The organism is Streptomyces sp. JLBJ103, from assembly GCF_058215575.1.
This window is the reverse complement of record NZ_CM177089.1, coordinates 7764920-7777947: the sequence shown is the minus strand read 5'-3', so window position 1 is coordinate 7777947 and position 13028 is coordinate 7764920. Positions and strand designations below refer to the sequence as shown.

At 71.7% G+C, this 13028-nt stretch carries 11 protein-coding genes; 7 read left to right on the top strand and 4 right to left on the bottom strand.

Annotated features, from left to right (window positions below; translation table 11 throughout):
* Positions 1-25 precede the first annotated feature (25 nt).
* Both AC4BEG_RS33270 and AC4BEG_RS33265 read right to left on the bottom strand, forming a co-directional pair.
* Positions 26-1114 carry an SMP-30/gluconolactonase/LRE family protein gene (locus tag AC4BEG_RS33270; RefSeq protein WP_490703377.1) on the bottom strand — a complete coding sequence of 363 codons (1089 nt, stop codon included), beginning with the start codon at positions 1112-1114 and terminating at the stop codon, positions 26-28.
* 91 nt (positions 1115-1205) lie between these two features.
* Complete coding sequence (locus tag AC4BEG_RS33265) at positions 1206-2102, bottom strand: LysR family transcriptional regulator (RefSeq protein ID WP_490703376.1); 897 nt, start codon at positions 2100-2102, stop codon at positions 1206-1208.
* Between the two features lie 364 nt (positions 2103-2466).
* On the opposite strand from AC4BEG_RS33265, the gene AC4BEG_RS33260 reads away from it, so the two are divergent.
* On the top strand, positions 2467-3276 hold the full coding sequence (locus tag AC4BEG_RS33260) for a class I SAM-dependent methyltransferase (protein WP_490703375.1): 810 nt from the start codon (positions 2467-2469) through the stop codon (positions 3274-3276).
* An 87-nt stretch (positions 3277-3363) separates the two neighbouring features.
* A complete protein-coding gene (locus tag AC4BEG_RS33255) occupies positions 3364-3918 on the top strand; it encodes a GNAT family N-acetyltransferase (protein WP_490703374.1) in 555 nt (184 codons plus the stop codon).
* Between the two features lie 19 nt (positions 3919-3937).
* Here AC4BEG_RS33255 and AC4BEG_RS33250 read toward each other — a convergent pair whose 3' ends face one another.
* On the bottom strand, positions 3938-6232 hold the full coding sequence (locus AC4BEG_RS33250; RefSeq protein ID WP_490703373.1) for a glycoside hydrolase family 3 N-terminal domain-containing protein: 2295 nt from the start codon (positions 6230-6232) through the stop codon (positions 3938-3940).
* 184 nt (positions 6233-6416) lie between these two features.
* On the opposite strand from AC4BEG_RS33250, the gene AC4BEG_RS33245 reads away from it, so the two are divergent.
* From AC4BEG_RS33245 to alr, 4 genes are all read left to right on the top strand, one after another.
* On the top strand, positions 6417-6821 hold the full coding sequence (locus tag AC4BEG_RS33245; protein WP_490703372.1) for a DUF6336 family protein: 405 nt from the start codon (positions 6417-6419) through the stop codon (positions 6819-6821).
* 95 nt (positions 6822-6916) lie between these two features.
* Positions 6917-7852 (top strand): hypothetical protein, encoded by a 936-nt coding sequence (locus tag AC4BEG_RS33240; RefSeq protein WP_490703371.1) that lies wholly within the window; start codon positions 6917-6919, stop codon positions 7850-7852.
* A gap of 146 nt (positions 7853-7998) precedes the next feature.
* Positions 7999-9636 carry a PucR family transcriptional regulator gene (locus AC4BEG_RS33235; protein ID WP_490703370.1) on the top strand — a complete coding sequence of 546 codons (1638 nt, stop codon included), beginning with the start codon at positions 7999-8001 and terminating at the stop codon, positions 9634-9636.
* Positions 9637-9796: 160 nt separating this feature from the next.
* The gene (gene alr / locus AC4BEG_RS33230; RefSeq protein ID WP_490707290.1) at positions 9797-11041 is read left to right on the top strand and encodes an alanine racemase; all 1245 of its coding nucleotides are present in this window, start codon (positions 9797-9799) and stop codon (positions 11039-11041) included.
* A 26-nt stretch (positions 11042-11067) separates the two neighbouring features.
* On the opposite strand, the gene AC4BEG_RS33225 is transcribed toward alr, so the two are convergent.
* Positions 11068-11901, bottom strand: coding sequence for a helix-turn-helix transcriptional regulator (locus AC4BEG_RS33225; protein ID WP_490703369.1), 834 nt, complete (start codon positions 11899-11901; stop codon positions 11068-11070).
* A 138-nt stretch (positions 11902-12039) separates the two neighbouring features.
* Here AC4BEG_RS33225 and AC4BEG_RS33220 point away from each other — a divergent pair, with 138 nt between their 5' ends.
* The gene (locus tag AC4BEG_RS33220) at positions 12040-12774 is read left to right on the top strand and encodes an SDR family oxidoreductase (RefSeq protein WP_490703368.1); all 735 of its coding nucleotides are present in this window, start codon (positions 12040-12042) and stop codon (positions 12772-12774) included.
* The last annotated feature ends 254 nt before the right edge of the window (positions 12775-13028 follow it).

The following is a 13028-nucleotide window of genomic DNA, read 5'->3' as shown; positions in this document are numbered from 1 at the left end:
GTGCCGGGCCGGTGGACGGACGGGCTCAGCGCAGCCGGAGGGTGGTGACGCCGAACGGAAGGACCGGCGGATTGGGACCGCTGACGGCGGCCGGGCTGCCCTTGGAGTCGAACTGCGCGTTGACCACCAGCAGCCGATTGCCGTGTACGGCGGCCGAGGTGGGGAAGCGGAAGCTGGGGTCGGTGAGCGGTGTGCCCGCGGTGGCGGACCAGTGGTCGGCGCTGAAGTGGAGGACGGCCACGGACCGCGGGGTGTTCTGCGCGGCGTAGAGCGTACGGCCGCGCAGGAAGATGCCGTCGGGCGTCTCCAGCGCCCCGGCGGGCAACTGGACCTTCTCCACCGAGCGGTCGGCGAGGGTGATGCGGTACAGGGCGTTCTCATTGCGTTTGGCGACGATGAGATGGCGGCCGTCGGGCGTCGCGGTGATGCCGTTGACGTTGATGCCGGCCGCACCGGGGGCGGAGATGTAGTGCAGGGGGGTGCCGGTGAAGTCGAGGAACTTCTCCAGCCGGTAGCCGCCGGAGGCGCTCCGGGCCATCCGGTAGAGCCAGGGGTTGACGGAGTCGGTGAGATAGGCGGTGCCGTCCTGGGTGACGGTGATGTCGTTGAGAAAGGTGCCGGTGGCGCCGAGACCGTTGTCGAGGGTGGCCAGATGGGCGCCGGTGCGGGTGTCGTAGGCGTAGACCTTGCCGGTCTGCCGCGACAGCACGATCAGCCGGTTTCCGTCGAGTGCCAGGCCGTTGGCGATGGTGCGGCCGTCCGCCCCGGACTTCGAGAACACCGACACCGTGTCGCTGCCGACCCGGCCCCGGAAGATCGTGCCGTCCTTGACGGAGCCGACGTAGTACACCCCGGTGGCACGGTCGATGGCGATGCTCTCCGGGAAGACCTCGGCGCCCGGCAGCGCGGTGAACGCCGTGCCGTGGCGCGCGGCGCGGGCGGACGCGGACTCCGGCTGCCCGGCGGCGGACCGCTGCGGCGGCTCGGCCTGGGCGACGGTGGCGAGGGTGGCGGAGGCCCCCAGCACGGAGGCGGCCACGGCTGCCACGGCGGCCCGCCGGGGGATCCCGCGCTGCCGGGTGGACGTGTGCTGCGGACGTGACGGCGTGGACATAGAACTCCTCTGTGACGCGGTGGGGAAGTCAACCGCGTTCAGCCAATCCGATCCGCGCAAGAGGAGCCATAACGATCGGAACGCCGACCTATCAGGAATTATGTGCGCTGACGGCGTTCTCGTGGGCGTCGGTGAGGTGGGCGAACACCGCCCGGACAGTCGGCAGATGTTCCTTGCCACGCCGGGCGGCGAGATAGATCGGGTTGATCACCGCTTCCTCGGGGGTGTGCAACACGCTCAGGGTGCCCGCGTCGATGCCCTCCCGCGCCACATAACGGGGAACGACGCTGAGCCCGGCCCCGGCGGCCACGGCGACCACCACCGCGCGCATGTCGGCCACGGTCAGCGACGGTTGCGGGGGCGCGATACCCCAGCAGGAGCGGAAGTAGCGACGGGCCATGGGCATGCCCTGCGAATAGCCCACGAACCGCCGCTCCGACCGGGGCGTATAGGGCTTCTCACCGCTGCGTCCCACGAGCACGAACTCCTCGTCGTGGGCGTGTCTGAGAAAGAGCTGCTTGGTCGGAGCCCCTTCGATCTTGGTGATGACGGCGACGTCGAGCTCATCGCGCAACAGCGCGGTGGCCAGGTCCGGTGACAGCCCGATCCGGCAGTGCACGGTCATCCCCATGGTCAGCAGCGGGGTCAGCCGTGGCATCACATGGCCCGCCAGAATGTCCCCCGGCGCGCCGACGAACACCGGGCCCGCGTCGCTGTCCCCGCCCGAGCGGAACACCTCGACGGCGTTCTCCAGCGCGTCGATATGCCCGGCCACCTCGGCGGCCAGGATGTGTCCGGCCTCGGTGGGGGCGATCCCGCGCCCGGCCCTGACGAACAGCGGCCGCCCCACCGTCTCCTCGATCGATTTCAGATGGCGGGAGACGGCGGGCTGGGAGAGGTTCAGGGCGTCGGCGGCCTTCGCCACTCCGCCCGTGCGGTAGATGGTGAGGAACGAGCGGAGCGGCACGAGGTCCGCGCGGTGGGTCATGGCCGGTCCCCCAAGGGGGGTGTGTACCGCATCGCTCGCCTCTCCGGCCTTGTACCCCACACGGGGAACCATCGTTCTCCCGGAGCGTAGCGCATCGGTGTGAAGCGGCAGTGACGGGGCGGGGTGCGCGGGCTCCCGCGGGTTTCGTCGGGGAGCCGGTGGCCGGGAGGGTCCGTCCGAAACCTCCGCGGCCAGTCCTCACGCGCCTGGCGCACCTCCCCCATCAGCCGATCGGCTGATACCGGGGTCCACCGGGCCGCGTCCGCACCGTGGCCGGTCCACCGAGCCGGACCATCGCCGGGATACGGAGGCCGAGACCGAGGCCCAGGACACCGCATCACCATCGCGAGAGGACCGGACGCCCATGCCCGCCAGGAACGTCAGCGTCAACCGAGCGTCGCTCGGCCATCGCCTCACCTACGCGCTGCGCCACCCCTACCGGGTACCGCGCCATCTGGCCCGTGCCGCTCGGGACGCCTGGCTGCGTCATCGTTTCCCGGACCACATCTCCTACTACCGCGCCGTGATGCGCTCGGACACCCGCGCCAACCCGGATGCCGCGGTGGGCAGTTCCAGCCGCGAGCGGTGGCTCGCTCTCGGGGCGATGCAGTTCGACTACCTCGTCGGCCACGGGCTGCGCCCCGAACACCGGATGCTGGAGATCGGCTGCGGCAATCTGCGGGCGGGCTGGCGGTTCATCCGGCATCTGGAGTCCGGCCACTACTACGCCATCGACATCTCGCCCGATATCCTCGCCGCGGCCCAGGACACCCTGGTGGAGTCGGGATTGCAGGACCGGCTGCCGTATCTGGCCCCGGTCCGCGACCTCACCCTGCGGTTCCTGCCCGACGCGTGGTTCGATGTCATCCACGCGCACAGCGTCTTCTCGCACTCCCCGCTGCCGGTCATCGAGGAGTGCCTGGCCAACGTCGGCCGGGTGATGGCCCCCGGCGGCTGGTTCGACTTCACCTTCGACCGCACCGAGGGCGCCGAGCACCAGGTGCTGCGCGAGGACTTCTACTACCGCACCGAGACCCTCGTCGGCCTCGCCGTGAAACACGGTCTGGAGGCGCGCTTCATGGACGACTGGGAGGCGCTGCCGCACGGCCAGTCGAAGATCCGCGTCACCCATGGCCGGGTTGCCGGGCGGCCGTCGGAGCCCGAAGCCGTCTGACCCCCTGCCCGGATACCGATCCGCCTCCCGCGGCAGGGAGACTGGAGCCAGGCCGACTACCAGGCCAACCACCTGTGAAGGAGCAAGGTGTTCGGGATATCGCTGGGTGACGACGGGGCGGAGCTGCGCCCGCTGGAGCCGTGGAACGCCGAGGAGTACCTCGCCCACATCGACCGCTGCCGGGAGTACGTGGGGAGGTATATCTCGCTGGCGGACCGCGCCACCGACCTGCCGTCGGCTACCGCCTTCCTCCAGCTGTACGCGGACAAGGCGGCCACCGACAGTGGACGGATATACGGCATCTGGGTCGATGGGACGCTCATCGGCGGGGTGCTCTTCCGGACCTTCGACGTCGAATCCGGCACCTGTGAGGTCGGCTGCTGGCTGGAGGAGGCGTTCGTCGGACGCGGGCTGGTCACCCGGGCCATCGGGGTGCTCATCGACTGGGCGGTCCAGGTGCGCGGCATCCACCGGGTGGAGTGGCAGGCCAAGTCCAGCAATGCGGCGAGCCTCAACGTCGCCCGTCGGCTGGGGATGGTGCGCGACGGAGTGCTGCGGGAGAGCCATCCGCACCGGGGAGAACGCGTGGACATCGAGGTCTGGTCGGTGCTGGCGCCGGAGTGGCGCGCTCAGCGCGGATGAGGCCCGATGGGGACAGGACCTAGGTGATGGTCAGGGTGCGTTCCGCCTCGGCCAGCGAGCTGTTGCCCGCGTACAGCCGGATCTCACCCTTCTCCACCACGAAGTCGCCGTCGCGGGCCTGGGTCCAAAAGCCCAGGTCCTCGGCGCTCAGCCGGAAGCGCACGGTGGTGGACCTCCCCGCGTCGAGGGTGACCCGGCGGAATCCGCAGAGCCTGCGCACCGGTTGCACGATGCTCGCCACCGGATCGCGCAGATAGAGCTGGACGACCTCATCGCCGGTGCGCCGCCCGGTGTTGCGCACCGTCACCGCCACGTCGACGGTGTCGCCCTTGCGCAGCGCGTCGGCCGAGATCCGGCGCGTCGACAGTCTCGGCTCACCGATGTCGAAGGTGGTGTAGCTCAGCCCGTATCCGAAGGCGAACTGCGGGCCGTCGGGCAGGTCCAGATAGCGGGAGGTGTAGGGGTTGTGCGGGTCGTAGGGGCGGCCGGTGTTCTCGTGGTTGTAGTAGAGGGGGATCTGGCCGACGGCGCGCGGGAAGGACACCGGCAGCTTGCCACCGGGGTTGACCTTTCCGAACAGCACATCCGCGATGGCGTGTCCGCCCTCGAGTCCTGGATGCCATGCCTCCAGGACGGCGGGGGCCGATTCCAGCCAGCCGCCGATCGTCAGCGGACGCCCGTTGACCAGCACCACCACAGACGGCGCACCGGACTCCGCGATGGCCGCGATCAGTTCCTCCTGCTTCCCGGGCAGGCTGATGTCAGCGCGCACGCTCGCCTCACCGCTCAGTTTCGCGCCTTCGCCGACTACCACGACCGTCACCTCGGCGGCTCTGGCCGCCGCGACCGCCTTCACGATGTCGTCGGTGTCCTTCCCCTGGGCGTCCACACCTCGGACATGGGTCACCTTCGCCTCGGGGACAACGGCCTTGACGGCGTCGGCCACCGTGACCGGACGGGGGGTGACCGCCCAGGGCCCGGCCCAGGACCCCTTGAGGTCCGGGGAATCGGCGAACGGGCCGACCACCGCGATGGAGCGGGCCGATGTGCTCAGAGGGAGGGCCGACGTGTGGTTTCGCAGCAGCACCATGGACCGCGCCGCGGTTTCTCGGGCCGCCGACCGAGCGGCCTTGGTGGGTTCGGTGATGGCGGCGTCCTCGTCCACGTACGGACGGCGGAAGAGGCCGAGCCGGAACTTCAGCCGCAGAATGCGTGCCACCGCGTCGTCCAGCCGGGCCATGGTGATCCGGCCGTTTCTGAGCAGACGTTTGCCGTTCCGGGCAAATAGGGTGCTGGCCATCTCCATGTCCACACCGGCGTTGAACGCCAGCCGGGCCGCGTCGGCGCCGTCGGCCGCGAAACCGTGGACGATCAGTTCCCGGATGGCGAGGTAGTCACTGACCACCACACCGTCGAACTGCCACTGTTCCTTGAGGATGTCGGTGAGCAGATGCCGGTTGGCGTGGGCCGGGATGCCGCTGACGGTGTTGAAGGCGGCCATCACCGTGGCCACTTCGGCTTCCACGGCCGCCGCGAACGGCCCGAGGTAGAGATTGCGCAGCCGAGCCTCGGACACATCCACGCTGTTGTAGTCGCGCCCGCCCTCGACGCCCCCGTAGCCGGCCAGGTGCTTGGCGCAGGCCGCCACCCGGTCGTTGTCGGCGAGGTCCTCGCCCTGGTAACCGCGGACCTTGGCCGCCCCCAACGCCGCGGTCAGATAGGGGTCTTCCCCGTTGCCCTCGGCGATCCGCCCCCAGCGCGGCTCATGGGTGACGTCCATCATCGGGGAGAACGTCCAGTGCACCCCGTTGGAACGGGCCTCCCGCGCGGACACCTCGGCGTCCCGCACGGCCACCGCGGGATCGAAGCCGGCCGCCTGAGCGAGCGGAATCGGAAAGGTGGTCCACAGACCATGGATCACATCCAGCCCGAAGACCAGAGGGATTCCGAGCCGGGACTCCTCCACCGCGATCCGCTGCAACGCGTTGGTCTTGGCGGCCCCGTAGAGGTTGAGCACCGACCCGAGTGCGCCTCTGCGCGCCGCCCGCACCGCCTCCGCGTTCTGCCCGCGGCCGGGGCCGGTGTCGGCGTTCCAGGCCAGCTGCTGCAACTGCCCCAGCTTCTCGTCCACCGTCATCCGCCCGAGCAGCGCCTGCACCCGGGGCTCGTACGGGCGGGGGCGTTCCGGCGACTGCCGCACACCATCCGGCGGGCCGGGCGGGGGCTCGCCGCGCCGGAATCGTCCGAGGGCTCCGCCCCCGGCGACGGTGCCGCCGAGCGCCCCGAGCACCGTACGTCTGCGCACACCATCCATGGTCTTCGCCTTATGAGGAGCATCAGGTGGTTCTGCCGGACACCTGTGCCGTCCGCGCCCGGTACGCGCTGGACGCGCACCTCTTCCCCAGCGTAGGGCGGACTCGCCGGGGCGCCGCTCGGGCGGTTTCCACCACCGGTTCGCCGGTCGTGGCACGGGGATCACGCTGGGATATCGTGCGCGCATGACTGGGGAGGACCAGATACACCAGCCGTTGCTGCGCCTGCGGGACGTGATGCTGCGCGGCATGCTCTACGGACTTGCCGCGATACCCCTCGTCGGCATCGGCTCGCTCGGGGTGAGTGATCACCACGATCGGATGACGTTTCTGGCGGTCATCGGTGGCTTCACCATGATCAGCGCCGGCGTATGCACGGTGACGGGGCTCGGGTTCTGGGCCGCCTGCGGCGGTGACATCCGGCGCTGCCGCGATTGGCGCACCATCAAGGGCCAGGCCGAGAGCGTCACCGTCGCGGCCCCGGTCCTGCTGCGGCTCGGCATGCTGGCACTCGCGCTGTTCCCGGGCGCGTTCGGCCTCTACCACCTGGTGGACAGCGCCGACTACGACACCTTGATCTACGGCAGCTGACGCTGGACGGCGGCGACCATAGTCGGTGTACGCACACACATCGACAAAGCCGGAAATCACGTGCGATAAGGCGCACAAGTGGGTAAAAGCCCGGTGTGCCCAGCAAGATACGGCGACGGACCACCCTGCTGCCGGCCGTCCTCGTTGCCCTGGTGGCGACCCTGTGCGCCGCCGGGAGCGCGGCCGACGGCGATCAGGGCGCCCCGGACTCCACCGGATCGTCGATGGGCGCCGCCCTGGTACTGCTGATCATCCTGGTGGCGCTGACCGGAAGCGCGCTGTTCGCGATGGGGCGCACCCGCAAGCGCCGCCGGGAGCGTGATCGGGCCGAGCTGGCGCAGGTGCGCGGCGCGGTCCAGGAGGACATCACCGCGTACGGCGAGAGGCTGAGCGGGCTCGCCTTCACCCCGTCCGACCCGTCGTCCACCCCCGAGATGGTGGATGACTACGGCCGCGCGCTGGACGCGTACGAGGAGGCCAAGGCGAAGTCGGACACCGCCCGGCGCCCCGAGGACGTACGGGCGGTCACCGAGGCGCTGGAGGACGGCCACTTCTCGCTGGCGGTGCTGGACGCCCGCCGCGAGGGCACACTCCTTCCCGAGCGGCGGCCGCCGTGCTTCTTCGATCCGCGGCACGGGCCGTCGGTCCGGGATGTCACCTGGGCCCCGGCCGGCGGCGCCGAGCGGTCGGTGCCCGCGTGCGCCGCGGATGCCACGCGGGTCGAGGAAGGGCTCGACCCGGAGGCGCGTACCGTCCCCGTCGGCGGCGAACGCCGTCCGTACTGGGAGGCGGGCCCGGCCTACGGCCCCTGGGCGGGCGGGTACTTCGGCGGTTACGGGGCGGCGCTGCTGCCCGCGCTGCTGGTCGGGACGCTGCTGGGCGGGTCGCTGAGCCCCGGCTACGACGAGGCCGGAGCGTTCGGGGACGCCGGCGACTACGGCGGCTTCGGTGACGGCGGCGACTATGGCGGCGGCTTCGGTGACGGTGACTTCGGAGGCGGCTTCGGCGACGGCTTCGGCGACGGCGGCTGAGCCCTGTCCGCCGGGGAGGTGCCGTCCTCGCCACGCGCGCTTTCTCCTGCCGCGCTCCCCGTGTCCCACGCGTATCCCGGACGCGACTGCTCCCGCATCGCTCCCGTGGGGGAGGATGGTGCGCAATCGGTGAGCAGGTGGTGGCCATGATCAGTCTGCAACGGCTTCTCGACGCCGTGGGACCAGCAGTGCTGTCGGGGATGTGCGCCCCTGAGCGGCTGTCCGTCACGGTCGGCGACGCGGTGATCGCGGAACCGGACGGGGAACTCGAGCCACGGGCGGGGGACGTGGTGCTCGGGGTGAACCTCACCGACCGGGACGCGGCCCTGCGGCTGCTGGCGCTGTGTGCCCGTCGGTCGGCCGCCGCTCTGCTGCTCAAGTCGCCGGTGGCGGTGGACGAGGAAGTGTCCGCGGCGGCCGACGAGGCGGGCGTGGCGCTGTTGCGGGTCTCCGCGGAGGCGGGGTGGGTCCAGGTGCTGTCGCTGCTGCGCGCGGCCCTCGACAGCGAGGGGCTGACCGCGTCCGCCGCCGGGCTGGGGGTGGCGGAGGCCGGGGATCTGTTCGGGGTGGCGGATGCCATCGCCCGGATCATCGACGCCCCGGTGACCATCGAGGACCGCAGCTCACGTGTGCTGGCGTACTCCACCCGCCAGGAGCGCAGCGACGAGGCGCGGGTGGCCACCATCATGGGCCGCCATGCGCCCGAGGACGTCAACGAGCACTTCCGGCGGCACGGTGTGTTCCGCAGGATCGCCCAGGACACCACCCCCATCTACGTCCCGGCGGTGGTCGAGGGCACCAAGCCGCGGCTGGTGGTGCCGGTGCACGCGGGAGGCGATGTGCTCGGCTCCATCTGGGCGATCGTGGCGGGCCCGGTCGAGCCCGAGCGGGCGGCGGCGTTCGCCGATGCCGCCGACGCGGCCGCCCTGCATCTGCTGCGCCGGCGCGCGGAGGCGGACCGGCAGCGGCTGGCGCTGGCGGACATGGTGGCGAAGGTGCTGCACGGGCAGGAAGGGGCCACGGACGCGGCGCGTCTCCTTGGCCTGACCAGCGGCCCCTGGCGGGTGATCGCCGTGGGGGTGCCCAGTGAGGACGCCGACGAGGCCGAGCGGCAGCGGCTGACGGTACGGGAGCGGCTGTGCCGGTTCCCCGGCACCCGGCTACGCTCCCCCGCGGCCGTGATCGGCGATGTGGTCTACGGCATCGTGCACGCCGACGCGGTGAACTCCGCGTCCGGGGCCCGTGCCGACTGGCTGGGCGATGTCGCCGGGACCTCCGGGGACACGGCCGCGCCCCTGGTGGCCATGGGCGGACTCGCCACCACCGTCCCCGGTCTTGCCGACTCCCGGGAACAGGCGGATGACACCCTCGGACTGCTCACGGCGGGACTGGTCCCCGGTGGCGCGGCCGTCCACGACGAGGTGTGGGCCACCGTGGTCCTCCGCCGTACCGCCCGGTCCGCCACCGGCGCCCGGACCGCGGACATCGGGCCGCTGCGAACCCTGCTGGAGCACGACCGCGAGCACCACACCAGCCATGTCCCGACGCTGTACACCTGGCTGGAGGAGATGGGCGACGCGAAGGCGGCCGCGGCCCGGCTGCACATCCACCCGAACACGCTCCGCCACCGGATGCGCCGGATGCAGGAGGTGGTGGATCTGCGGCTGGACCGCCCGGAGGTGCGCTCGGCGCTGCTCCTCCAGCTCACGGCCCGGCGGTACGGCAACGACAGCGCCACAGCCTCCGAGGGCGCCCCGCACACCACAGCACTCGACCCCGTCTGACGGCCCCTCCTCGGTCCCCGTTGTCCTCCTGGCACTCCCCGGGGCCGTACAACAGTGGCGTTTGCACGATGACGGAGCGTTCTCCCCGGCGACACGATGGCTTCACACGCGGCCCGTCCGGGGCCGGGTGGAGTCTCCACGGAAGGACGACGGTGTGGCGATCGGCAGCTCCTACGAGGTCAGCAACCGCGCGGACGGGACCCACGAGGACGCGCCTCTCGCACAGGCGCGGATCGACCTCGCGGCCATCAGCGCCAATGTGGCGCGGCTGCGGGAGGCCGCCGGTTCCGCGGAGACCATGGCCGTGGTGAAGGCCGACGGCTACGGCCACGGCATCGTCCCCAGCGCCCGCGCGGCGCTGGCCGGTGGTGCCACCTGGCTCGGCGCCGCACGGATCCACGAGGCACTGACCCTGCGTGCCTCGGGCATCACCAACCGGATCCGCATCATGGCCTGGCTGCTGGCCCCCGGCGACGACTGGGCCGCCGCCGTCGCCGCGGACATCGAGCTGTCGGCCGGGGCGATCTGGGCGGTCGAGGCCGCGGAGAACGCGGCGCGGGCGGCGGGCCGTCCCTGTCTGCTGCATCTGAAGGCGGACACCGGTATGGGCCGCGGCGGCGCCACGTCCGCCGAGTGGCCCGCACTGCTGGAGGCCGCCGCGCGCGCCGAGGCGACCGGGTACATCCGGGTCGTGGGGATCTGGTCCCATCTCGCCGACGCCGACACCCCCGGCCACCCGGTGGCCGACACGCAGGTGGAGAACTTCCGTGCCGCGGTGGCCGTGGCGCGGAAGGCCGGGCTGCGCCCCGAGGTGCTGCACCTGGCCAATTCGGCCGCCACGCTGAAGCTTCCGCAGACCCACTTCGATCTGGTGCGCCCCGGGATCGCGGTGTTCGGGCTGAGCCCGGTGCCCGAGACCGCCGACGCCACCGCCTTGGGGCTGCGGCCCGCGATGACGCTCTCCGCCCGGCTGGTCTCCGTCAAACGTGTCCCCGCCGGGCAGGGCGTCTCCTACGGCCACCACTACCGCACACCCCGTCGGACCACCCTCGGTGTGGTGCCTTTGGGGTACGCCGACGGGATACCGCGCCACGCCTCCGACACCGGTCCGGTGCTGGCCGCGGGGGAACGGCGCACGGTGGCGGGCACGGTGTGCATGGACCAGTTCGTCGTCGACCTCGGTGACTCCCCGGCGGAGGTCGGCGACGAGGTGGTGCTCTTCGGTCCCGGCGACCACGGTGAGCCCGGTGCGGAGGACTGGGCGCGGGCCGCGGACACGATCGCGTACGAGATCGTCACCCGGGTCGGCGACCGGATACCGCGTGTCTACACCGGTAGCTGCGCCCCGCCGCCGCGCCGGTCCAGGCCCCGTGCACGGCTGGCCGCCCGGTCAACCGGCCGGTGAACGCGGCCGGTTGACCGGGCCCGGCGCTATTCGGCCGTCTGCCGCCGCGTAGCGTCGAGAGTTCCGAGCAGCCCCAGTGCCTGGGCGCTGGGGCTGCCGGGTTCGGCGTGGTAGATGACCAGTTGCTGACCGGGGGCGTCCCGGACGTCGAAGGACTGGTAGGTGAGGGTCAGCGGGCCGACCTCGGGGTGGTGGAGGTGTTTGGCGTCCTGGGTCTTGCCACGCACCGCATGGGCGCTCCACAGGGCGGTGAAGTCGGCGCTGCCCCGGGTGAGGGTGGCGACGAGGGCGTTCAGCCGGGTGCCGTCGGCGGGATAGCCCTCCGCCTGGCGCAGATTGGCCACGGTGGCCTGGGCGCTCCACTCCCAGCGGGTGAAGAAGGAGCGGGCCACGGGGTCGAGGAAGATCATCCGGGCCAGGTTGTCCATGAGCCGGAAGGGCGAGTACAGCGCCTCGGCGAGGGCGTTGGCGGCGAGGACGTCCAAGGTGCGGTTGATGACGAAGGCGGGGGTGTGGGCGTAGCCGTCCATCAACCGCCGCAGCGCCGCGCTGACGGTGTCCGGGGCCGGGGTGTGGCGGTCGTCGGGGACGGTGCCGGTCAGCCGGTACAGATGGGCGCGGGCATCGGTGTCCAGATGCAGGGCGCGGCTGAGGGCGTCGAGGACCTGCGGTGAGGGGTGGCGTTCACGTCCCTGTTCCAGCCGGGTGTAGTAGTCGGCGTTGACCCCCGCGAGCACGGCGACCTCCTCGCGGCGGAGTCCGGGGACCCTGCGGAGGCCGTGGTACGCCATGCCGACGTCCTCTGGGCGCAGCGCCGCGCGGCGTGCGCGCAGGAAGTCTCCAAGTGCGTTGTCGGCCATGGCCTCAAGGGTAGGCAGCCGGGCGGGGTGCTGCCTGGGTGTACCGCACCCAGGCAGTGTGCTTCCTGGCTGACCTGCGGCGTTCTCCTCAGACTCGGTGACGGGCGGAACCGCTCCACGATCGAGAGGATGACAGGGATGACGGGCACAGAGAAGGTTGTTCTGGTGACGGGGGCCAGCAGTGGCATCGGGGAGGCGGCGACCCGCCGGCTGGCCGCCGACGGCCACCGCGTCTTCCTGGGAGCGCGGCGCACCGACCGGCTGGCCGCGCTGGTGGAGGAGTTGGCGGACGGCGCGGACCGGGTGGCGTTCCGGCGGCTGGACGTCACGGACGCCGCGGATGTACGGGAGTTCGTGGCCGCCGCGCGGGAACGGTTCGGGCGGGTGGATGTGATGGTGAACAACGCCGGGGTGATGCCACTGTCGCCCCTGGCGGAGCTGAAGGTCGCGGAGTGGGACCGCATGATCGATGTGAATGTGCGGGGTGTGTTGCACGGGATCGCGGCGGCGCTGCCGGTGATGCGGGAGCAGGGTGGCGGACACTTCGTCAACGTCGCGTCGGTGGGTGCGCACGAGGTGGTGCCCACCGCCGCGGTGTACTGCGCCACGAAGTTCGCGGTCCGTGCGCTGTCGGAGGGGCTGCGCCAGGAGTCGGCGGGCGACATCCGGGTGACCGTGGTGTCCCCGGGGGTGACCGAGTCGGAGCTCGCGGACTCGATCTCCGATCCGCAGGCCCGTGAGGACATGAAGACCTATCGTTCGGTGGCCCTCCCCGCGTCGGCGATCGCGGACGCCATCGCCTTCGCCGTGGACACCCCGGCCGAGGTGGACGTCAACGAGATCGTGGTGCGTCCCGTCGCGAGCGCCCAGTGACCCGGTGTCACCGCCACGGCGCCCCTCGGTGAGGGGCGCCGTGCCCGCCGTGCGGGTCTGGGCGACGAAGTCCTCCAGGCCGGGGAGTTCGGTGTGCCGCGGGGGCGGTGCCCCGTCGGCGGGGCGCAGCCGCACCGCTATCGCGTCCGGACCGTTCGAACCGTGGCCTACGGCGGTGAGGGTGCCGGTGAAGGCGGGAGGGTAGCCGTGCCGGGACCTGTCCGGGACGGTGGTCGGGGACGGGGTGGGGTGGC

Bases quoted from the DNA above. Each gene is read 5' to 3' on its own strand.
- AC4BEG_RS33270 (WP_490703377.1), bottom strand. From the start codon at position 1,114: ATGTCCACGCCGTCACGTCCGCAGCACACGTCCACCCGGCAGCGCGGG.
- AC4BEG_RS33265 (WP_490703376.1), bottom strand. From the start codon at position 2,102: ATGACCCACCGCGCGGACCTCGTGCCGCTCCGCTCGTTCCTCACCATC.
- AC4BEG_RS33260 (WP_490703375.1), top strand. From the start codon at position 2,467: ATGCCCGCCAGGAACGTCAGCGTCAACCGAGCGTCGCTCGGCCATCGC.
- AC4BEG_RS33250 (WP_490703373.1), bottom strand. From the start codon at position 6,232: ATGGATGGTGTGCGCAGACGTACGGTGCTCGGGGCGCTCGGCGGCACC.
- AC4BEG_RS33245 (WP_490703372.1), top strand. From the start codon at position 6,417: ATGACTGGGGAGGACCAGATACACCAGCCGTTGCTGCGCCTGCGGGAC.
- AC4BEG_RS33235 (WP_490703370.1), top strand. From the start codon at position 7,999: ATGATCAGTCTGCAACGGCTTCTCGACGCCGTGGGACCAGCAGTGCTG.
- AC4BEG_RS33225 (WP_490703369.1), bottom strand. From the start codon at position 11,901: ATGGCCGACAACGCACTTGGAGACTTCCTGCGCGCACGCCGCGCGGCG.
- AC4BEG_RS33220 (WP_490703368.1), top strand. From the start codon at position 12,040: ATGACGGGCACAGAGAAGGTTGTTCTGGTGACGGGGGCCAGCAGTGGC.